The organism is Pandoraea cepalis (assembly GCF_902459665.1).
GTDB classification, from domain to species: domain Bacteria; phylum Pseudomonadota; class Gammaproteobacteria; order Burkholderiales; family Burkholderiaceae; genus Pandoraea; species Pandoraea cepalis.
Genome location: NZ_CABPSL010000014.1, coordinates 130,436 through 151,552 on the forward strand (window position 1 = coordinate 130,436; position 21,117 = coordinate 151,552).

Sequence of the window (21,117 nt, forward strand, 5' to 3'; positions counted from 1 at the left end):
GTCCGTCTCTTCCGTTCCCGTCACCCGCCATAAGCTAATGACAAACGCTTCTTTGCTCCCGATCGCCCATTTCTGTAAATTGCTATCGTGCTGTTAACTTGATAGGAATTTGCTGTGAGTCGTCTCAAGAACGCTAATTGGAAGCGCGCCGCCAAGCGCGTCGTCATCGGTCTCGCCGTGTGGTCTTCCACCCAAGCCGGTATATCGATGGCCGTCGCCGCCCCTTCCAAGCCCGACCCCACCGTCGTCCCCCTGCCCACCGTGCACGGCGACTTGACCGGTACCCTCAAGAAAATCCGCGACACCGGCATCATTACGCTCGGCTACCGCGAAGCCGCCATTCCCTTCGCCTACGTCAATGACAAGGGCAAGCCGGTCGGCTACACGATGGACCTCTGCTACGCCGTCGTCGACGCCGTGAAGACCGCCCTCGATTTGCCGAACCTGCGCGTGCGTGAAATGTCCATCACGCCGCAGAACCGCATTCCCCTGGTCAAGAACGGGACCGTCGACCTGGACTGCGCACCGAATACCATCACGCCGGAACGCGCCGAACAAGTCGGCTTCAGCAACCCGTACTACGTCTCGGAAGTGCGGCTGCTCGTGAACAAGAAGGACAACATTCGCGGTCTGGACGACCTCAAGGGGCAGAATCTGGTCGCGTCCGCCGGCTCGACCGGCGAGCGCCTAGCCCGCACGCAGGCCGACAAAGGCGGATTCCGAGTGATCCCCGCTCGCGATCACGGCGAGTCGATGATGACGCTGGAAACCGGCCGCGCCAAGGCCTTCGCCCTGGACGACGTGCTGCTCGCCGGTCTGCGCGCCACCGCGCGCGAGCCAGGCGACTTTGTCATTGTCGGTGCACCGCTGGAAACGGAACTCAACGCGTTGATGCTCCGCCGCGACGATCCGCAATTCAAACGCTTTGTCGATACGACGCTCGCCCACGTGTTCAGCTCAGGCGACATTCGCCGCATTCAACGCAAGTGGTTCCAGCAACCGATCCCGCCACGCAACGTCAATCTGAACCTGGAACCTAGCAAGGAAGTGGTTGAGGTCTGGCACAAAGGATCGCAAGTGAGCGAATGATGCGCGTCTAGGGCGCTGCCGGTGGGATGACCCGCCGCGTCCGCGCTTACGACGGGTCTGAAGCCCGCCCATAGTGATATGGGCGGGCTCATTTTGTTTACGCGTTGTTTACACCCCGTTTATCCCTTTTATCTCCGTCTTTACGCGTCGATCCGTATCGTTCAAGGCACGGCTGGCATGCGCATGCAAGGGCGCGTCGCGTCCGTGGCGTGCCAGCCGCCACACGATAGGGAGTTGTCATGGACTGGCTATATCTCGGCGTGATCGCGGTGTTCCTCGCCTCGACCGTCGGCTTTGTCGCGTTCTGCGCGTCGGTAGGAGGGCAGCAATGACCGCCATGTATTGGCTGAGCGGCGGACTCACGATCGCGCTGCTCGCTTATCTCGTCTACGCGCTCTTTAAGCCGGAGGATCTGGCATGACGCTCAACGCCTGGATTCAGCTCGGCGTTTTCCTCGTCGTGCTGCTGGTGCTGGCACGCCCGCTCGGCCGCTTCATGGCCGACGTGCTCGCCGGCGAATCTCGCGTGAACCGCTGGTTCGCGCCCCTGGAACGCGCGCTCTACCGCCTGTGCGGCATCGATCCCGAAAAGGAAATGCACTGGCGCGCGTACGCGATCGCGCTCGTCGGCTTCAACGCGCTCGGCGCCTTGGCGGTCTACGCCCTGCAACGCTGGCAAGTCTGGCTGCCGTTCAATCCGCAAGGGTTGGGGGCCGTTACCCCGGACTCGTCGATGAATACGGCCGTGAGCTTTGTGTCCAATACCAACTGGCAAGGCTACAGCGGTGAGTCGACCATGAGCTATCTCACGCAGATGCTCGGTCTGGCGGTGCAAAACTTCATGTCGGCCGCCACCGGCATTGCCGTGGTGGTCGCACTCATTCGCGGCTTTGCCCGTCACACGGCACAGACGATCGGCAACTTCTGGGTCGATATGACCCGCATTACGCTCTACATTCTGGTGCCGCTTTCGGTCTTGCTGGCAGCGGCTTTCATGAGTCAGGGCGTGATTCAGAACTTCAGCGCTTATCAGGATGTCACCACGCTGCAAGCCACGCATTACGACAATCCGGTGCTTGGCCCGGACGGTCAGCCGAAGCTCGACACCGCCGGCAAGCCGGTGACAACGCCTGCCGTGACGCAGACGCAAACCCTGCCGATGGGCCCGGTCGCCTCGCAGGAAGCGATCAAGATGCTCGGCACGAACGGTGGCGGCTTCTTCAATGCGAATTCGGCGCACCCGTTCGAAAACCCGACGCCGCTGTCGAACTTCCTTCAGATTCTGGCGATCTTCCTGATCCCGGCGGCGCTGTGTCATATGTTCGGACGCATGGTAGGCGATCGTCGCCAGGGCCTCGCGCTGCTCGCCGCAATGACGATTGCGTTCTCGATTGCCGCCGTGGCCACGGTGTCGGCCGAGCAGGCCGGCAATCCGGTGCTGACGACGCTCGGTGTCGATCAGCAGGCGAGCGCCACGCAGGCGGGCGGCAACATGGAAGGCAAGGAAACGCGCTTCGGTATCGCGGCCTCGGGCATTTTCGCCACGGTGACGACGGCGGCGTCGTGCGGCGCGGTCAACGCGATGCACGATTCGCTCACGCCGCTGGGCGGGCTGGTGCCGATGCTGCTGATGCAGTTGGGCGAGGTGATCTTCGGTGGGGTGGGCTCGGGCCTGTACGGCATGCTCGTCTTCGCGATGCTCGCGGTGTTCGTGGCCGGGCTGATGATCGGCCGCACCCCGGAGTACCTCGGCAAGAAGATCGAGGCGTTCGAGATGAAGATGGTCGCCGTGGCCGTGCTCATGACGCCGCTGCTGGTGCTGCTCGGCACGGCGCTTGCGGTGCTGGTGCCGGCAGGGCAGGCGGGCGTGGCGAATCCGGCGACGCACGGCTTCTCGGAAATTCTCTACGCCTATAGTTCGGCCGCGAACAATAACGGCAGCGCATTTGCCGGGCTGTCGGCCAACACGCCGTTCTACAACAGCACGCTGGCGATCGCGATGTGGTTCGGCCGCTTCTGGGTGATTGTGCCGGTGTTGGCGATTGCCGGTGCCCTCGCCCGCAAGAAGCGCATCGCCGCGACCTCGGGCACGTTGCCTACGCATGGTCCGCTGTTCGTCGTGCTGCTGCTCGGTACGGTGCTATTGGTGGGCGCGCTGACGTATATGCCCGCGCTCGCACTCGGTCCGGTTGCCGAACATCTGACGATGATCGGCGCGCATTGATTATTGAAATGAGGCATTCGAGGCACTCATGAATCAACCCTCAGGAAATACCGTCACCCGGCCGGCGGGCAAAGGGCACACGTCGACGTCACTGTCGATGTTCGACCCCGCGATCGTCAAGCCGGCCATTGTCGACTCGTTCCGCAAGCTGCATCCGCTCACGCAAGCCCGAAACCCGGTGATGTTCGTGGTGTACGTGGGCAGCCTGCTCACGACGGTGCTGTTCGGCATGGCCGTGGCGGGCCACGCCGAGGCGAGCGCGCCGTTCATCCTCGCCATTACGCTGTGGCTGTGGTTCACGGTCTTGTTCGCGAATTTTGCCGAAGCCCTGGCGGAAGGCCGCAGCAAGGCGCAGGCCGCCTCGTTGCGCCAGGCCAAGAAGAACGTGCCGGCCAAGCAATTGCGCTCGGCCCGGCGCGACGCGGAGTGTCTGGTTATCGATAGTGCCAGTCTGCGTCGCGGGGATTTCGTGCTGGTCGAGGCGGGCGATGTGGTCCCGGCCGACGGCGAAGTGGTGGAAGGCGTGGCGTCGGTCGACGAATCGGCGATCACAGGCGAATCCGCGCCCGTGATTCGTGAGTCGGGCGGCGATTTTTCGGCCGTCACCGGTGGCACGCGCGTGCTCTCGGACTGGCTGGTCATGCGCGTGACGGTCAACCCGGGCGAGGCATTCCTCGACCGCATGATCGCCATGGTGGAAGGCGCGAAGCGGCAGAAGACGCCGAATGAAATCGCGCTCACGATCCTGCTCGTCGCGCTTACGCTGGTGCTGCTGCTCGCCACGGCGACGCTGCTGCCGTATTCGATCTACAGCGTGTTCGTCACGCAAGCGGGGCATCCGGTCACGATTACCGTACTCGTCGCGCTGCTGGTGTGTCTGATTCCGACGACGATCGGCGGGCTGCTCTCGGCCATCGGCGTGGCCGGCATGAGCCGCATGATGCAAGCGAATGTGATCGCCACGTCGGGGCGCGCCGTGGAAGCCGCGGGCGACGTGGATGTGCTGCTGCTCGACAAGACCGGCACGATTACGCTGGGCAACCGTCAGGCATCGCAATTCGTGCCGGCCCCGGGCGTGGACGAGCGCACGCTGGCCGACGCCGCGCAACTCGCCTCGCTGGCCGACGAGACGCCCGAAGGGCGCAGCATCGCTGTGCTCGCCAAGCAGCGTTTCAATCTCCGTGAGCGCGAAATGGGCGGTCTGCACGCGCTGTTCATCCCGTTCTCGGCGCAAACGCGCATGAGCGGGGTGGACCTTGCGGACAAGCAGATCCGCAAGGGCGCAGCAGACGCGCTCAAGCGCTACGTGGAATCGGCCGGCGGCGTATGGCCGGTGGCGCTGGCCAGCGCGGTCGACGAGATTGCGCGTCGCGGCAGCACGCCCCTGGTGGTGGCCGAGCAAGACACACTCGGGACCCGCGCGCTGGGCGTGATCGAGCTGAAGGACGTGGTCAAGGGCGGCATCAAGGAGCGCTTCGCCGAACTTCGCCAGATGGGCATCACGACGCTGATGGTGACGGGCGACAACCGTTTGACGGCGGCAGCCATTGCGGCCGAAGCCGGGGTCGACGACTTCCTCGCCGAAGCCACGCCGGAAGCGAAGCTCGCGACGATTCGCAAGTACCAGGCCGAAGGCAAGCTGGTGGCGATGACGGGCGACGGCACGAACGACGCCCCGGCGCTTGCCCAGGCGGACGTGGCGGTGGCGATGAACTCGGGCACGCAAGCCGCGAAGGAAGCGGGCAACATGGTCGACCTGGATTCGAATCCGACCAAGCTGATCGAGATCGTCGAGATCGGCAAGCAGATGCTGATGACGCGCGGCAGCCTCACCACGTTCTCGATTGCGAACGACGTGGCGAAGTACTTCGCGATTATTCCGGCGGCGTTTGCCACGACGTATCCGCAACTCGATGCGCTCAACGTGATGCGCCTGGCGAGCCCGTCGTCGGCGATTCTGTCGGCCGTGATTTTCAACGCGCTGATCATCGTGGTGCTGATTCCGCTGGCGCTCAAGGGCGTGAAGTATCGCCCGGTCGGGGCCGCGACGCTGCTGCGCCGCAATCTTCTGATTTACGGTCTGGGCGGGATCCTGGTGCCGTTCGTCGGCATCAAGGTCATCGACATGTTCATTGCCGCGATGGGCTGGGCCTGATCGCGCGGCGCCCGAACGCAATGGCCGATGGGTCCTGCGTTCGGGCCACATTGCTGAAACTTCAAGGAATCGATGTCATGAAATCCCTTTTGCGTCCGATGCTCAGTTTGTTCGTCGTGCTGTCGGTCATTACAGGGCTGGTGTATCCGCTGGTCGTGACCGGCATCGGCCGCGCGGCATTTTCTCGCGAAGCCGCCGGCAGCCTCATCTACAAAGACGGCAAGGCGGTCGGCTCGTCGCTGATCGGCCAGAATTTCGATGAACCGAAGTACTTCTGGGGACGTCTGTCGGCCACCGCGCCGATGCCCAATAACGGCGTGTCCTCGGGTGGCTCGAACTTCGGCCCGCTCAACCCCGCCCTCGCCGACGCCGTAAAGGCACGCATCGCCGCGTTGCGCGCGGCGGATCCGAGCGCAACCCTGCCGGTGCCGGGCGATCTGGTCACGGCCTCGGCCAGCGGTCTCGATCCGGCCATCAGCCCGGCGGCCGCCGAGTATCAGGTCACGCGCGTGGCGAAGGCGCGTGGCCTCGCCCCCGACGCCGTGCGCGCGCTGGTTGCGCGATACACGCAAGGCCGTCAGTGGGGCATATTCGGAGAGCCCCGGGTGAATGTTCTGGCGCTGAACCTCGCGTTGGACGCCCTGACGCACGGCAGCGTCTGAAATGGGTATCCACCGGGCGAGGCAGACCGGAGAATGGCTGGTCTTGCCTCGCCGCCTGCGGTAGATTGGCGGCACGCCCGGCGCGTATCGCCTTTTGACGTCATCGGGCAACCGATGCATCGACGCGAGCCTCGCCTGATGGCGAGGCGCTCGCTTTTCTGATGGATGAATTCGATGGCTGGCATGGAACGCCCTGATCCCGATGAACTGCTCGGCAAGCTGCAGCGCGAGGAAGCCCGCGAGCAGCGTGGCCGGCTGAAGATTTTCTTCGGCGCGTCCGCCGGGGTGGGCAAGACGTTCGCGATGTTACAGGCGGCGCGCAAGCTCAGCGAGGAGGGTACCGACGTGGTGGTCGGTGTGCTGGAGACGCATGGCCGCGACGAAACGGCGCGCTTGCTGGCGGGGCTGGAAGTCCTGCCGCAGAAGTCGGTCGACTACCGCGGCCGCGTGCTGCGCGAATTCGATCTCGACGGCATGCTGGCGCGCAAACCGGCCGTGGCGCTGATCGACGAACTCGCCCATGCAAACGTGCCGGGCATGCGTCACCTGAAGCGCTGGCAGGACGTGCAGGAATTGCTCGCCGCCGGCATCGACGTGTACACCACGCTCAATGTGCAGCATCTGGAGCGACTCAATGACGTGGTCGGACAAATCACCGGCATTCGTGTGTGGGAGACGGTGCCCGATCGCATCTTCGATCTGGCCGACGAAGTGAAGTTGGTCGACCTGCCGCCGGACGAACTGCTCGAGCGCATGCGCGAGGGCAAGGTGTATATGGCCGCGCAGGCCGAGCGCGCGGTGCGCAACTTCTTCCGCAAGGGCAATCTGATCGCGTTGCGCGAATTGGCGCTGCGTCGCACGGCCGATCGCGTCGATGCACAAATGCGCGAGTACCGCGCCGATCAATCGATCAGCCAGGTGTGGCAAGCCCGTGAGCGGCTGCTCGTCGCTATTGGCCCGGGCCCGGAGGGCGTGGCGCTTGCCCGCGCGGCCGCGCGGCTCGCCGCGAGCCTGCGCGCCGATTGGCTGGCCGTACATGTCGAGACGCCCGCCATCCTGCGGCAATCGCCGGTGCGTCGAGAAAGTACCTACGCAACGCTCAAACTCGCTCAGGAATTGGGCGCCGAAACGCTCACGCTCGATGGCGCGGACGCGGCGACCACGCTGCTCGCCTACGCCCAGATGCGCAACGTCTCGAGATTGGTGGTGGGCGCGAGCGGCGCACGGCGCGGGTGGACTGCCCGCACGCCGCTGCACGAGCAACTTTTGCGTCGCGCACGCGGCGTGGACGTCGTGTTGATCGGACCGGCGGCAGGGGACGCCGTGGCCGACAAGCGCGTGGTGCGCGGCGACTGGCGCGGCTGGTTCGAAACGGCCCCGGAGCTGGGGCTCGTGGGCGGGCCCTGGCGTGCCTATGCATGGGCCGTCGGTATCTGCGGCGCCGTGTCGCTTGTCGCGGCGGAACTCACGTCGTTCCTCGATCTGGCCAATATCGCCATGTTGTACCTGCTCGGCGTGATCGTGGCGGCCATGCGGCTTGGGCGTGGTCCAGGGGTGCTCGCGTCGTTTCTGTCGGTGCTGGCGTTCGACTTCTTTTTCGTGCCACCGAAGATGTCGCTGTCGGTGTCCGACACCCAGTACCTGCTGACGTTCGCCGTCATGCTCACCGTCGCCCTGGTCATCAGCCATCTGACAACCAGCCTGCGGTTCCAGGCGCGGCTGGCCACGTGGCGCGAGCGTCGCACGGGCGCGGTGTACGCCATGGCGCGCGAACTGGCGGCGGCGCTCACTACGCCACAGATCGTGGAAATCGGGTCGCGCCACGTGCGCGAAGTGTTCCAGGCGCGCGTGGCGCTGCTGCTGCCCGACAGCCAGGGCAGTGTGCGCCAGCCGGTCGAGAACGCGCAGTCGGACACCATGCCGGCGCACATCGATACCGATGTCGCCCAGTGGGTGTATGACCGTCAGCAAGCGGCGGGGCGGGGGACCAACACGTTGCCCGCGTCGGACGCTTACTATCTCCCGCTTCGCGCGCCGATGCGCACGCGGGGTGTGCTGGTGGTCGCCCCGGCGCCGGAGGGCGGCGGCGCCATCGACACGCCGGATCAGCAGCGTTTGCTCGATACGTTTGCCGCGCAGATCGCGCTCGCGCTCGAGCGTGTTCATTACGTCGAGATCGCGCAGGATGCACTGGTGACGATGGAGTCCGAGCGACTACGCAACTCCCTGCTCTCGGCGATTTCGCACGATCTGCGAACACCATTGACGTCCATCGTGGGTTTCGCCAGCATGCTGAGCCGCAATGCCCAGACGCCCGGGCCGTTGCGCACCGAACTCGTCGAGGCCATTCACGAGGAGGCGCAGCGCATGACGGGGCTCGTGACCAATCTGCTCGACATGGCGAAGTTGCAAGCGGGCGGCGTGCAGCTCAACCGTCAGTGGCAGATGCTCGAGGAAGTGGTGGGTACGTCGTTGCGCGCCTGCCGTCGATCGCTCGCCGGGCATGAGGTGAGCACGCGGCTGCCCGCCGACCTGCCGTTGCTGCGCTTCGATGCCGTGCTGATGGAGCGGTTGTTCACCAACCTGCTGGAGAATGCCGCGAAGTATTCGCCCGTGGGCTCGCATATCGACATCGCCGCATGCGTGCAGGGCGACGAGGTCGAAGTGAGCGTCAGCGATGACGGGCCAGGTCTGCCCCCGGGCATGGAAGGGCGTATCTTCGAGAAGTTCATGCGCGGGGAAAAGGAGTCCGCCAAGCCAGGCATCGGACTCGGACTAGCGATCTGTCGCGCCATCGTGGAAGCGCACGGCGGTAGAATTCACGCCACCAACGGACCCGACGGTCGTGGCGCGCGCTTCATCTTCACGTTGCCGATCGAAACGCCGCCGATGGCGCCGGAGAGTCTGGAGGGCCCGGAAGACGTCCATGCGGATTTGCCCGCCGACCCGCTGCAGACATCCCGTACCCCCGACGCCAACGCGACCCAACAACATGAGTGAACCGACCATCACCGTCGTGGTGATTGAAGACGAACGACAGATCCGCCGGTTTTTGCGCACCTCGCTTGAGGCCGAAGGCATGGTCGTGCACGAGGCGGAAACGGGGCGGCAGGGCATGGTCGAGGCCGCTACGCGCAAGCCGGATCTGCTCATCGTCGATCTGGGACTGCCGGATATCGACGGCGTGGAGGTCATTCGCGAAGTGCGAAGCTGGACCGATATGCCGATCATCGTGCTGTCCGCTCGCAACGAGGAGGCAGAGAAGGTCGTGGCGCTCGATGTCGGTGCGGACGACTACCTCACCAAACCGTTCGGGGTGTCGGAACTGCTCGCGCGGATACGGGCGCAATTGCGACGTCATCATCGTGGCGGCAATTCGGAAACGCTCGACGAAGCGTTCTCGTTCGGCGACATCCACATCGATCTGGCGAGACGCAAGGTCACGCGCGCGGGAGACCCGGTGCATCTGACACCGATCGAGTACCGGCTGCTGATCACGCTGGTGCGTCATGCGGGGCGCGTGTTGACACACCGCCAATTGCTCAAGGAGGTGTGGGGGCCGTCGCACGTCGAGAGCCATCACTACCTGCGCATCTACATGGGACACCTGCGGCAGAAACTGGAGGTCGATCCGGCACAGCCGCAACACATTCTCACGGAGACGGGGGTCGGCTACCGGCTCGAGATCGACGCCATCGGCTGAGTGCTTGCGGAGCATGCCGCAAGGGCGAGTTCGCGTAGCGGTGCGATCCCGGAGGCCTGGGCATCGGTGCAAGGGGTGACCGCGGCGCGCGAGCTTTGCTAAAATCGTGCGGTTCCCTGAGCGATGTCCGGCGATCGCCCTGGCGGTGAGATGCCAAGTTGCAGCTTCGCGACGTTGGCGTTCTGCCATGTCATTCGACATCCAAAGGAACCCCGTGACGGGACGACCCGTTACGAGGATCGCTTGTCTTCCGGGGACGACCCCGATTTCTCTATCGGAGTCAGTCATGGCCTGGATGCTATTGGTTATTGCCGGTTTGCTGGAAGTGGCGTGGGCCGTCGGCCTCAAGTACACGCAGGGTTTTTCGCGTCTCTGGCCGTCGGTGTTCACGATTGGCGCAATGATCGGCAGTGTCTGGCTGCTCGCATTGGCCGTGCGTTCGCTGCCATTGGGCACGGCATACGCGATCTGGACCGGTATAGGCGCCGTCGGTGCGTTCGTGCTGGGCATTATGCTGTTCGGCGAGTCGGCCTCCGCCGCCCGGATTGCCAGCGTGACGCTGATTCTGGCGGGCCTGGTCGGGTTGAAGTTGACCGCAGCCTGAAGGGCGCCTGCCGTTTGCGCCGGCCACGCCAAATCCTCAATGTCCGGCACCGGTGGTACGTTGCCCCAGCGCGCGGCATAATGACGCGGTAGCGGTCGAGTGACCGTTCGGTGGCTGTTCCGCGAGGGTCGTTCGCCGACTGTACGCCACCGATGCGTCACTTGTGACGTCAGTCCGGCGGGTAGGGGCGGTTCGCATCCTGCCCGGTGGCCGTTGCCGCGTCGGCAGTACACGACGCGTGATCATGCGACGCCGTCATGTCGGCGGCAGTGAGGTCGCCATGCTTGAATCGATTGCACTGGGTGCGGGGCTGTCTTGGGGCAGTGGCCTGCGGTTGTACCTGACGGTGTTCTGCGCGGGAATGGCTGCGCGTCTGGGCTGGTTGCATCTGCCGCCCTCGCTGGTGGTGCTGACGTCGACGTGGGTGATTGCCGCGGCCGGCGTGCTGGCGGCCATCGAGTTCTTCGCCGATAAAATTCCCTTTGTCGACAGTGCCTGGGACGCCGTCCACACGTTCATCCGCATTCCGGCCGGCATCGTGCTCGGCGCGGCGGCGCTGGGACAAATGGATCCGACCGTCACGGTGCTGGCGGGGCTGGCGGGCGGTGCGTTGGCAGGCACGGCCCATCTGGCAAAAGCGGGTAGCCGGGCGCTGATCAACACGTCGCCGGAACCTTTCTCCAATGTCGCGGCCTCAGCCGGCGAAGATGTGTCGACGGTGGGCGGACTGGCGCTGGCGTTTTTCCTTCCCGCCGTTTTTCTCGTGATGTTATTGATCTTCGTCGTGCTGGCGTGGTGGTGGCTGCCCCGCGTGTGGCGAGGTTGGCGCTCATTGCTGGCGCGGGTCAAAGGATTGAAAAACGATGGGGTTCACTGACGTTGCCCGCCAGGCATGGCGGATGTTCCTGCGCGATTGGCGCGCAGGCGAGTTGCATCTGCTTCTCGTGGCGTTGTTGCTGGCGGTCGGTGCACTCTCCAGCGTGGGGTTTCTCTCGGATCGGATGCAGGGCGGGCTTGAACGCGACGCCCGTCAGATGCTCGCCGCCGACCTCGTCGTGCGCAGCGACGCCCCCCTGTCGCCGGCATTTGCGCGTCAGGCGCAGGCCGATGGGCTGGCCACCGCCGTCGTCGCCAACTTTCCCAGCATGGCCAGCGTCCCGAACGAACACGGGCAAGTCGGCGCGAGCCGTCTATCGTCGCTCAAGGCCGTGAGCGACGGCTATCCATTGCGCGGGCGAGTGCGCACCGCCCCCGATGCCGGCGCCGATACGCCGGATGCACCCGCCGCGGCCATCCCCGCGCCAGGCACGGTGTGGGTCGACGCCGCGTTGCTCGATGCCCTGCACGTCAAGCCCGGCGAGTCCATTCGCGTGGGCAACCGCACGTTGCGCATCGCCGCCGTCATCACGCGAGAAATGGATCGCGGTTTCGGCTTCGGATCGCTGGCCCCACGCGTCATGATGCGCTTCGACGAATTGCCGTCGACGGGGCTGGTGCAGTTCGGCAGCCGGATCACCTACCGGCTGCTGGTGGCGGGCACGGACGCGCAGGTCGCCAGATTCGCCGCGTGGGCGCGGCCGGCCGCCGAACAGGCGCGCGGCGTGCATCTCGAATCGCTGGAGGAAGGACAGCCGCAGGTGCGCCAGACGCTCGATCGCGCCGAGCGTTTTCTCTCGCTGGTGGCCTTGCTCGCCGCCGTGCTGGCGGCGGTGGCGGTGGGCATCGCGTCGCGTCGGTACAGCGAGCGCCATCTCGATGCCTGCGCCGTCATGCGTTGCCTGGGCTTGTCGCGCCGCGCGTTGCGCGGGATGGTGACGCTTGAATTCATCGGGCTTGGCCTAATCGGTGGCGTATTGGGCATCGCGCTCGGCTACGCGGCGCATTGGGTGCTGCTCGCCCAGTTGGGAGACGTGATCCCGGCGGGGTTGCCGGCGCCGACGTGGCGACCGGCGGTCGTCGGTCTGGCGAGTGCGCTGGTCATGCTGCTCGGTTTCGCGTTGCCGCCGTTGCTGCCGCTCTCCGAAGTCGCGCCCCTGCATGTGTTGCGTCGCGATGTCGTGGGTGGGGCGCGCAGGCAAGGGTGGCGGGCGTATGGCGCGAGTGCGCTGGCCTTCGGCGCGCTGTTGCTGTTCGCGGCGCGAGACCTGCGTCTCGGGGCGATGGTGGCGGGCGGCTTCGCGGCGGGCGCGGTGGTGTTCGGCGTGCTCGCCTGGCTCGCCATCTGCGGGCTGGCCGCCTGGGCCAGGCGTCGCGGTGCGATGGGCGGCATCGGATGGCGCTACGCCGTGGCGGGATTGCGTCGCCGCGGGCTCGGCAGTGCGTTGCAGGTGGTGGCGCTCGGGCTCGGGTTGATGGCGCTGTTGCTGCTTGCCGTCACGCGTAACGACCTGGTCGCGGGCTGGCGTCAGTCGAGCCCGCCCGACGCGCCGAACCGCTTCGTCATCGATATTCAGCCGGGGCAGGACGCGCCGGTGTTGGCTCAGTTGCGCGCGGCGGGACTGCCAAACGTGCAGCTCTCGCCAATGATTCGTGCGCGTTTGACGGCCATCAACGGCAAGCCGGTGACGGGCGATAGCTACACGGAAGTGCGGGCGCGGCGACTTGCGGAGCGTGAGTTCAACCTGTCGTACACGGCGGTGCTGCCCGACGGCAATCGCGTGACGGCCGGACAGTGGTACGGCGATGCCTCGACACCCCAGGTCTCGATGGAAGAGGGCATCGCAAAGACGCTCGGGCTGGCCCTTGGCGACACGCTGCGCTTTGAAGTCGCGGGCCAGCACATCGACGCGCCGATCACGAGTCTTCGCAAGCTGGACTGGGGATCGATGCGCGTGAATTTCTTCGTGGTGATGCCGCCCGCCGCGCTGCGTGATTTTCCGATGACGTGGATCACGTCGTTCCATCTCGCGCCAAAGCAACAGGGCGTGGCCGATGCTCTGGTTCGCCAGTTCCCCAATGTGACGGTGATCGACACGGGCGCCTTGCTCGCGCAGATCCAGCAAATCCTGTCGCAAGTCATCGATGCCGTGCAAGCGCTCTTTGTCTTTACGCTCGCGGCGGGTGTGCTGGTGCTGTATGCGGCGCTTGCGGGCACGCGAGACGAGCGCATGCGCGAGAGCGGTATCTTGCGCGCGTTGGGGGCGTCGTCGCGGCAGCTTCGCGATGTGCATCTGGCGGAACTGGTGACCGTGGGCGCGTTGGCCGGGTTGCTGGCCGCGTTGGGCGCCGGCGCGCTCGGATGGGCGCTCGCACGCTACGTCTTCGAGTTCGCGCTGCACTTCAATCCATGGCTGCCCGCGCTGGGCGTCGGGGCGGGCGTGCTGTGCGCGCTGATCGGCGGATGGAGCGGTCTGCGGGCAGTCCTGCGTCAATCGGCGCTGCGCACGTTGCGCGAGGCCTGACGCCCGTCAGGGGAGGTGCGGCATCGTGCCGCTCGCGCACGCGTGGCAGACGCGATGGGCCTGGGGCACAATAGCGGGCATGACGACCGAAAACACTCCGCAAACTCCGCAGACGGACGACGACGCGCAGGACGCTGCCGCGCAACCGACGGCCTTTACCCTGCTTGGCGGCGAGGATCGCGTGCGCGAACTCGTCGACCGCTTCTACGACCTGATGGACCTCGAGTCCGAGTTCGCGGGCATTCGTAGCCTGCACCCAGAGTCGCTTGGCGATTCGCGCGACAAGCTCTTCTGGTTCCTGTGCGGATGGCTGGGCGGGCCGAATCACTACATCGAACGGTTCGGCCATCCGATGTTGCGCGCCCGCCATCTGCCGTTCCCGATTGCCACGAGCGAGCGCGACCAATGGTTGCGCTGCATGGCGTGGGCCATGCAGGACATTGGCGTCGAAGCATCGCTACAGGAACGGCTGATGCAGGCGTTCCATGGCACGGCGGATTGGATGCGCAATCGGGCGGGTTGAGGCAACCGGCAACCGGTAGCACCTCGGCAGGCACCCTTTGCCCTCGTCGCGGCGACAGGGGCGATTGGGATGTGTCAGACGTTCGTGGCTCGATCGGGCAGGGCGGCACGGGCGTGCGACGACGGCGGGTCCGGATCGGGCGCGCCAGCGCGTTGCGTTGCCTGTCCAAATTCGGATGTGTCCGATCGGTATCGGCCTTCCTGTCCGAACGGGCTCTCATAATTCAACTGATGCTCGACGAGATCCAGCGATCGACGCGCCTCCATCGCCGTCATCCACTCGATCAGCCCTTCGGTGGCGATGCCCCCGAACGCACGATAAGCGGCAGCCGAAAACCCCATGCAGGATTGCAGCGAGTCGATGTCGAGCGTGTCGCCGGGCGGCGCTTCCGACGGGGCCGCAGACGGCGTTGGCCCGACACGGTTCGATAACTCGGCCATGGCGTGATGCTCACCGGCGATTCTGCCGGCCTGATTGAAGAACACCATCATCGAGGCGCCCAGCAAGGTCGTCTGGTATTTGGCCCCATACCGCTCGAGGTGTTTCGACCCCAGAAGGGCACCCGCCGAGGTCAGCCAGGCGGTGTTCTTGATGTCGGCCGTCGTCGTCGAGGGCGTGCAGTACTTGCCAATGGCGACCGTCAAATCCATCAGGCTGGACAGCGTCGCCAGGGACGCCGTTGCGAGCGTCACGTTGTGGGCGGTCGCCAAGGCACTGTCGTCGTAGATCTCCTTGATGTTGTTCAGGCTGGCCACGCTTAACGACGCCAGGCTGAGTCCGAAATTTCCCACGTGTTGCATCAAGGCGGTAAAGCGGCCAACGGTGGACGGCGACGGCCGTAGTCGATGCGGCGAGTGTGCGTCGTCTTGCATCGCGCCGAGGGCGATTCGCACTTCGCCCGCAAGCGATGCTTCGTTCGCCGCAGTGGCCGACGCGTTGACGGGGGCAGTCTGGGAGACGTAGTGGGGCGTGGGCAGGGCGTCAAGTCTGGGCATGAATAGGCTCCGAGGGATGGGGTCAGGGGGCGTCGATCAGACGCGTCAGCTTGTCGTGTAGATCAGAGGGGCGGCCGGTGCGACGCACCATGTCGAGCGCATCGCTTGCCATCTCGCGGGCGGTCTCGACATCGCCATTGCGCTGCATGCACACGGCGGCGAAATACAAGGGCTCGGGGTCGCCATAGTCCCGCGCAACCGCGATCATCAAGGGGGCGACGGCGTGTCGATAATCGCCGAGCTGACAAAGCACGTAGCCGAATGCCTTGTGGGCATCCGTGCGTTCCGGGTAGGCGAGGCAGAGGTCGGCAAAGGCGCGTGCGGCACCGACGAAGTCGTTGGCCGCGCAGAGGGCATACGCATGAGAGAAGGCTTGCGACGCGATCGGCGAATCGATCGACGATGTGGCCGGTGATGCGGTCGGCGACACGTTGGGTGAAACCGCGTCAGAGGCGCAACGCTGGGCGCCGTCGGTTCGTGGGGGGAAATGCGTTTGGCCGTTTGGCACCGTGCGGCTGGCCCGGACGTGGGTTTCACCGGCGGCGTGGGGGGCTGAATTTCGCTGCATGGAACGTCGTTCCTCCTAAGGGTTACGGCATGGATCCGGCTGCGGCACGCGCGCGCCTGCGGCGCGGCGGGGGGCGTGTACGCCCCGTTTGGTCCTGTCGGTGCGCGCGTGGCCGCGTTTCATCCTGGACTGCGCAGGCGCAGCCCATTGCGATGACGCTTACGGGCGCGAACCGACGTCAGGTGTGACGGTGTCCAGCGCATCGTGAAAGGCCTCGTTCGACAGATCGGAGACGACCGAATGCAAATCCGATTCGGCATCGAAGAACTCGTCGTCGACGCCGGTCGCGAGTGACTGGATGTCCGCGTTGTCGCCCGGGATGGCCGGTGGCACCGGGATGGACGAGATGGACGCGAGCGCCGAGTCGTCCCGAGACAGTCTCGGGACGACGGTCACCCCCTCAAGTTCGTAGTCGAGCTGCGGGCGGGGGGCCATGTGCACGTAGTCGCGTTCGCCGTCCAGCACGACGTAGTTCACGGTGGTCTCGGCCGCCGTGACCCTGTCCACGGACGCGCGCCGCTCACGGCCAGCGATGATCGTGCCGAGCACGCGGTTTTGTAGGAAATCGGTTGCGGTCGCCACCCCGTCGGCGATGGCCGAACTCGCATCGTCAACGGCGGCGTCTTTCAGCCATGACGGCACCGGGATGCCCAGCGTCTCGAGCAACGGTGCGGCGCCATTGTGAACGGCGCCAAACACCAGCGGACCGTTGGTGATCGCCAAATTGACCACCCCGCCGTACTCCCGCAGCAGGTCGATGCCGGTCCACTGGCCGATGGTCTGGAAGAAGTTGGTGTCGCGAATCTCCGCGCCCGGGATGTCGTCAGGGCCGTGCCAGAACTTGCTGGCTGCGAGCATCAGGCTCGCGATTTCCGTGGATGCCGCGAGCACATGGAGGGGGATGTCGACGTATCCCTTCCAGTCGTCGTCCATCGTGGCGATCGCGAAGCCCAGTGCGGTGCTCTTTGCGATGGCGTTGACGACGTGTCCGATGAGGGCCGCGTTGCGCGCGCCGCGATGCGTTTGAATGGCGCTTTGAAACTGCTCCCAGCACCCTGCCATCAGGTCCTTCGGCGGCTCCGGCATCGCAATGTGTACTTGCGGGTTCGCGCCGACATTGCTGGCGTTCGAGAGGGACTGGAGGGGCGTCGGCAGAGGGGAAGACGAGGGCATACCTATCGTCATGGGGGGCTCCCGGGAATGAATTGGCGTTAAATCGTGGCGAGAAAACGTTCGGCGCGCGCACCGATGTCGGCATGCGCCGCGTTCTGCCGAGAGGTCTCGAGCGCCTGTATGGCGAGATCGCGAGCGAGCGCGCCATCGCCCAACTTCGCCAGGCAATGCGCGCAAATCAGTATCGGTTCGGGGTCGTCGGGTGTGAAAAGTGCCGCCGAGGTGAGCGGCACCAGCGCGAGCGCATAGTCTTCGCGCCCGAAATGCGCGTAGCCGATCAGCTTGTTCACGCTGACGTCCAGCGGAAGTTCCTTGAGCAGGGGATAGAGCACATGCAGTGCCCTTTCGTAATCGGCGGCGAGGTACGCGTCGCGTGCTTGCTGGTAGCGCTGGGGCGCGGTGTCGCCAGCGTCGGGCGGCAGACGCCCGGCGACATCGTGGCGGGGCAGCGAGGGGGGAGGGTGCGTGACATGCATGAGAGGATGGGGGCCGGTTGACAACGTTTCGGATTTTTCCAGGCGCCATGGGTGGGGCGCCTGGGCGGATCCTACGGTTGACGCGGTATCCGTCTCTTTCGATTCGAGGACAAAGCTGTCGTCCGATCGCTCGGTGGGCGCGCATTGGGAAAAGCATGGCGTCCCGTACGCCGCGTATGCCCAATTCGACGGTGTTGGGCCGATGCCGCGAAACCTTCGCCCGGCGGGCAGTGTCGGCGTCTCGCTGTTTCGGCGGAGACCTTGCCGCAAGTGGCGTACCGACCGTACTGGCGTTGCGGCGCCGGATTGTCCCTTGTCACTCAGGCCCGGTTCGCGCGACCATGGCGGATCACCTATGGAGACGCCCCAATGACCACCGAAGCCCTTTTTCGGCAGGACGCCTATCTGCGCCAGTGCGAGGCGCGCATCACGCATATCGACGAGACCGGCATCAGGCTCGATCGCACCGTCTTCTATCCGCTGGGCGGGGACAAGCGGGCGATGCCGGTGAGTTGGTGCTGGTGGACGGCACTCGCCTCGCCATTGCCGACACGCGCAAGTCAAAACACGAGGGCGCGACGCCCGACGATGCGGTCCATGTGCCCGGCGAGGGCCAGCACGATGTGCTGGCGCGACTCTCGGTCGGCGATATCGTGCAGGCGGAGATCGACTGGGCGCGACGCTTTCGTCACATGCGCTTTCACACGGCGTCGCATCTGATGTGTGCGGTGTTGCCGCATCCGGTGGATGGGTGCAGCATCACCACGGAGTACGCTCGGCTCGATTTCGTGACGAACGAGCCGATCGAGCGAGAGACCGTTGAAGCCGGGTTGGCGGCGCTCGTGGCGGCTGCACGGCCGGTGGCTATCGACAGCATCAGCGACGACGAGATGGCGGCGCGTCCCGAACTGGTGCGCACCATGAGCGTGAAGCCGCCGGTGGGCCTGGGACGCGTGCGTCTGGTGCGTATCGAGGGTATCGATTTGCAGCCGTGCGGTGGCACGCACGTGGCCAATACGGCGGAAATCGGCGCGCTGCGCGTGGCCAAGATCGAGAAGAAGACGTCACGCACGCGCCGCGTGGTATTGGCCTTTGCGTGAGTCTGGCATCATGCGAGCCATCCTTCTCACGCGCGCTCACCTTTCAGGATGATCGATGACGACACCCGCTGGAGCACGCTCTTCGCAAGTACCCCCGTGGCAAACGGTGCTCGATTTCTGGTTCGGCCGTCCGGACGCTCCCGAGTACGGGATGGCGCGGCCCGAATGGTTCCGGAAGTCGGACGCGTACGACGCGTCTATCCGTACCCACTTCGGCGTGTTGCACGCGCAGGCGCTCGGCGGAGAACTCGATGACTGGGCGCAGACGCCGCTCGGGGCGTGCGCGCTGATCGTGGTGCTCGACCAGTTCTCGCGCAATCTCTTTCGGGGGCACGCGAAGGCCTTTGCGGGCGACGCACGGGCGTTGGCCGTGGCGCGGCGCCTGGTCGAGGCGGGCGACGATCAGCGCCTGCCGACACCACAGCATCGTGTTTTCGTCTATCTGCCGTTCGAACACGACGAATCGCTGGAGAGCCAGCACCTTTCGCTGGCCCTGTACGAACCCTTGGCGAAGGCGTTCGGGCTGGTCGATAACCTCGATTACGCGCGCAAGCATGCGATCGTCATCGAGCGTTTTGGGCGATACCCCCACCGCAACCAGGCCTTGGGACGGACATCGACGCCAGAGGAAATCGCATTTCTGAAGACGCCGGGATCGTCGTTCTGACGACGGAAATGACGTGGCGCTTAGTCCCGGGGGGCGTCAGACGCACTCACCGTTGTCCCGGCGCGGCACCGTTGGTGCCAACGGATCGCGCAGAAGCCGATCACGTAGGCGAGCGCTCCGCCGGCCGCCGCACAGGCGGCGAGGCCAGTCGCGAGATGCAGCGTCGCCGTGCCGAAATCGAGGTTCGTCAACTGAGTCCACAAGCTCTCTCTCGCCTGTGTCGCGGCGGCCACCGTCGCTTCGATCTCGGTCTGCGGTGGCCACTCGAACATCCAGCGGCCCAGACGGTGCGCGCCCCAATAGACAAAGGGCGCCGTCAGCGGATTGGTCACCAGCGTGCCGACCGCCGCGAGGAATAGATTTCCGCGTAACAGCGCTGCGGCGAGTATCGCCACGAGCATCTGGCCGACGGGGATCAGAATCCCGAAGAAAACACCACATGCCAGCCCGATGGCCACACCTCGCGGCGTGGCTTGCCACAAGGCGCGGCGCAGCAGCAAGCCGGCGTGTGGGCGCAGCCAGCGTGAACGCAGCAGTCGCATCGGGCGAAGCATCTTTAACATCATAGGCAGGTTGCACGTCGAGGAAAGCGTTGACCCAGGCGGGCATGGGGCAGGCGCGCACACGATGATCCGCATGCAACGGATGTCTGAGTCCCGGGGGCGGCAGGAGTTCAATCACGCCGCGGGCGACGGCGTGCCGAGCGATCGCGGTCCCGTGTCTGGCACGAAGAACGGGCGACGGGTGAGGGGGAGGGCTGAAGCGCTAGGGGAACCGACACTGCGCAGCCGATGGACTGCGCAGCGATGACGCGGCTGCGCTCAGATCTGTGAACGCTGGTGGGACCAGCGATCGATTTGCGACGGCGTGAAGTGCCGCAGGGTATCGAGCAACGCTTCGGGCGACGCACTGATCTGCAACTGGTCCAACTGCGGCCCCTTGAGGAACTGCTCCGTCACCATCGATTTGAGGAACACAATCAACGGATCGTAATACTGATCGACGTTGAGCAGACCGATCGGTTTCGCGTGATAGCCGATCTGCAGCCACGTAAAGACTTCGAACAGTTCTTCGCACGTGCCGATGCCGCCGGGCATGGCAATGAAAGCCTCCGACAGATCGGCCATCATCTGCTTGCGCTGATGCATGTTCTCGACAACATGCAATTGCGTCAGCCCGGTGTGACCGACTTCCCGTTCCATCAGGGCTTTCGGGATGATGCCGATGACTTCGCCGCCGTGCGCCAGCGCGGCGTCGGCAATGATGCCCATCAGCCCGACCTTGCCGCCGCCATACACGAGACGAATGCCCGCTTGCGCCATGCGTCGGCCCAGGTCACGCGCCGCTTCGGCGTAGGCAGGACGTACCCCCGGGGCGGCACCGCAGTAAATACAGATCGATTTGACTTCCGACGCCATGCCTTAATGCGCCCCCTTAGCCGACGATTCTCGCGCCATCCTGTCGTACATCTCGCGCGAGCTGCCTTTCAGATACGGGGCCATTTGCGAGAGGATGTGATGGCTCGACTGATGCAACCCGGCACCGATCTCCGCCGGGTCGTTGTACTTGCGCGGATTCATCACGAACTGGTAGGACAACCAATAGGTGGAGATCACCACCATGTTGGTCGTGACCACCTCGATCTGCTCGGGCGTGATTTCCATTTCGCCCTCGGCCACGAGCAGGTCGCACATTTCGCGCGTGGAGCGGCCCCACGTATCTGAGGACACAAGGACTCTCTTAAAATAACGGATAGTCTTGTGTCTATCAGTAAGCCT

At 65.2% G+C, this 21,117-nt stretch carries 19 protein-coding genes and 1 pseudogene; 13 read left to right on the top strand and 7 right to left on the bottom strand.

Going from position 1 to position 21,117, the window contains the following annotated elements:
- Positions 1–114 precede the first annotated feature (114 nt).
- From PCE31106_RS17055 to PCE31106_RS17105, 11 genes are all read left to right on the top strand, one after another.
- The gene (locus tag PCE31106_RS17055) at positions 115–1,089 is read left to right on the top strand and encodes an amino acid ABC transporter substrate-binding protein (protein WP_254441129.1); all 975 of its coding nucleotides are present in this window, start codon (positions 115–117) and stop codon (positions 1,087–1,089) included.
- 328 nt (positions 1,090–1,417) lie between these two features.
- Positions 1,418–1,510, top strand: a complete 93-nt coding sequence (kdpF, locus tag PCE31106_RS17060; protein WP_017231679.1) for a K(+)-transporting ATPase subunit F — start codon at positions 1,418–1,420, stop codon at positions 1,508–1,510.
- Complete coding sequence (gene kdpA, locus PCE31106_RS17065) at positions 1,507–3,312, top strand: potassium-transporting ATPase subunit KdpA (RefSeq protein WP_150564093.1); 1,806 nt, start codon at positions 1,507–1,509, stop codon at positions 3,310–3,312. The genes kdpF and kdpA overlap by 4 nt, the downstream gene beginning before the upstream one ends.
- 28 nt (positions 3,313–3,340) lie before the next feature.
- The gene (gene kdpB / locus PCE31106_RS17070) at positions 3,341–5,467 is read left to right on the top strand and encodes a potassium-transporting ATPase subunit KdpB (RefSeq protein ID WP_150564094.1); all 2,127 of its coding nucleotides are present in this window, start codon (positions 3,341–3,343) and stop codon (positions 5,465–5,467) included.
- A 77-nt stretch (positions 5,468–5,544) separates the two neighbouring features.
- Positions 5,545–6,129 (top strand): potassium-transporting ATPase subunit KdpC, encoded by a 585-nt coding sequence (kdpC, locus tag PCE31106_RS17075; RefSeq protein WP_150564095.1) that lies wholly within the window; start codon positions 5,545–5,547, stop codon positions 6,127–6,129.
- 183 nt (positions 6,130–6,312) lie between these two features.
- On the top strand, positions 6,313–9,129 hold the full coding sequence (locus PCE31106_RS17080; RefSeq protein ID WP_150564096.1) for a DUF4118 domain-containing protein: 2,817 nt from the start codon (positions 6,313–6,315) through the stop codon (positions 9,127–9,129).
- The gene (kdpE, locus tag PCE31106_RS17085) at positions 9,122–9,832 is read left to right on the top strand and encodes a two-component system response regulator KdpE (protein WP_130026306.1); all 711 of its coding nucleotides are present in this window, start codon (positions 9,122–9,124) and stop codon (positions 9,830–9,832) included. Before PCE31106_RS17080 ends, kdpE begins: the two co-directional genes overlap by 8 nt.
- Positions 9,833–10,118: 286 nt before the next feature.
- The gene (gene sugE / locus PCE31106_RS17090; protein ID WP_017231395.1) at positions 10,119–10,436 is read left to right on the top strand and encodes a quaternary ammonium compound efflux SMR transporter SugE; all 318 of its coding nucleotides are present in this window, start codon (positions 10,119–10,121) and stop codon (positions 10,434–10,436) included.
- Positions 10,437–10,716: 280 nt separating this feature from the next.
- Positions 10,717–11,313 carry a DUF4126 domain-containing protein gene (locus PCE31106_RS17095; RefSeq protein WP_150564117.1) on the top strand — a complete coding sequence of 199 codons (597 nt, stop codon included), beginning with the start codon at positions 10,717–10,719 and terminating at the stop codon, positions 11,311–11,313.
- Positions 11,300–13,837, top strand: a complete 2,538-nt coding sequence (locus PCE31106_RS17100; RefSeq protein ID WP_254441130.1) for an ABC transporter permease — start codon at positions 11,300–11,302, stop codon at positions 13,835–13,837. The genes PCE31106_RS17095 and PCE31106_RS17100 overlap by 14 nt, the downstream gene beginning before the upstream one ends.
- A gap of 79 nt (positions 13,838–13,916) precedes the next feature.
- Positions 13,917–14,360, top strand: a complete 444-nt coding sequence (locus tag PCE31106_RS17105; protein WP_017233267.1) for a group II truncated hemoglobin — start codon at positions 13,917–13,919, stop codon at positions 14,358–14,360.
- A gap of 74 nt (positions 14,361–14,434) precedes the next feature.
- On the opposite strand, the gene PCE31106_RS17110 is transcribed toward PCE31106_RS17105, so the two are convergent.
- The 4 genes from PCE31106_RS17110 to PCE31106_RS17125 form a co-directional block, all read right to left on the bottom strand.
- Positions 14,435–15,355, bottom strand: coding sequence for a hypothetical protein (locus PCE31106_RS17110; RefSeq protein WP_150564097.1), 921 nt, complete (start codon positions 15,353–15,355; stop codon positions 14,435–14,437).
- A gap of 22 nt (positions 15,356–15,377) precedes the next feature.
- The gene (locus PCE31106_RS17115; protein WP_017233269.1) at positions 15,378–15,785 is read right to left on the bottom strand and encodes a hypothetical protein; all 408 of its coding nucleotides are present in this window, start codon (positions 15,783–15,785) and stop codon (positions 15,378–15,380) included.
- A gap of 297 nt (positions 15,786–16,082) precedes the next feature.
- Positions 16,083–17,108, bottom strand: coding sequence for a hypothetical protein (locus PCE31106_RS17120; RefSeq protein WP_150564098.1), 1,026 nt, complete (start codon positions 17,106–17,108; stop codon positions 16,083–16,085).
- Between the two features lie 26 nt (positions 17,109–17,134).
- Positions 17,135–17,572, bottom strand: a complete 438-nt coding sequence (locus PCE31106_RS17125) for a tetratricopeptide repeat protein (RefSeq protein ID WP_017233271.1) — start codon at positions 17,570–17,572, stop codon at positions 17,135–17,137.
- 369 nt (positions 17,573–17,941) lie between these two features.
- On the opposite strand from PCE31106_RS17125, the pseudogene PCE31106_RS17130 reads away from it, so the two are divergent.
- Positions 17,942–18,672: pseudogene (locus PCE31106_RS17130) on the top strand (alanyl-tRNA editing protein).
- Between the two features lie 55 nt (positions 18,673–18,727).
- Positions 18,728–19,339 carry a DUF924 family protein gene (locus PCE31106_RS17135; protein ID WP_150564099.1) on the top strand — a complete coding sequence of 204 codons (612 nt, stop codon included), beginning with the start codon at positions 18,728–18,730 and terminating at the stop codon, positions 19,337–19,339.
- A gap of 20 nt (positions 19,340–19,359) precedes the next feature.
- On the opposite strand, the gene PCE31106_RS17140 is transcribed toward PCE31106_RS17135, so the two are convergent.
- The 3 genes from PCE31106_RS17140 to PCE31106_RS17150 form a co-directional block, all read right to left on the bottom strand.
- Entirely contained in the window at positions 19,360–19,893 is a 534-nt protein-coding gene (locus PCE31106_RS17140) for a DUF2062 domain-containing protein (protein WP_174975250.1), read from the bottom strand.
- Positions 19,894–20,160: 267 nt separating this feature from the next.
- Positions 20,161–20,757: an LOG family protein gene (locus PCE31106_RS17145; protein ID WP_017233275.1), complete on the bottom strand. Its 597-nt coding sequence runs from the start codon at positions 20,755–20,757 to the stop codon at positions 20,161–20,163.
- A 3-nt stretch (positions 20,758–20,760) separates the two neighbouring features.
- Positions 20,761–21,069, bottom strand: a complete 309-nt coding sequence (locus PCE31106_RS17150) for a TetR/AcrR family transcriptional regulator (RefSeq protein ID WP_254441131.1) — start codon at positions 21,067–21,069, stop codon at positions 20,761–20,763.
- Between the last annotated feature and the right edge of the window lie 48 nt (positions 21,070–21,117).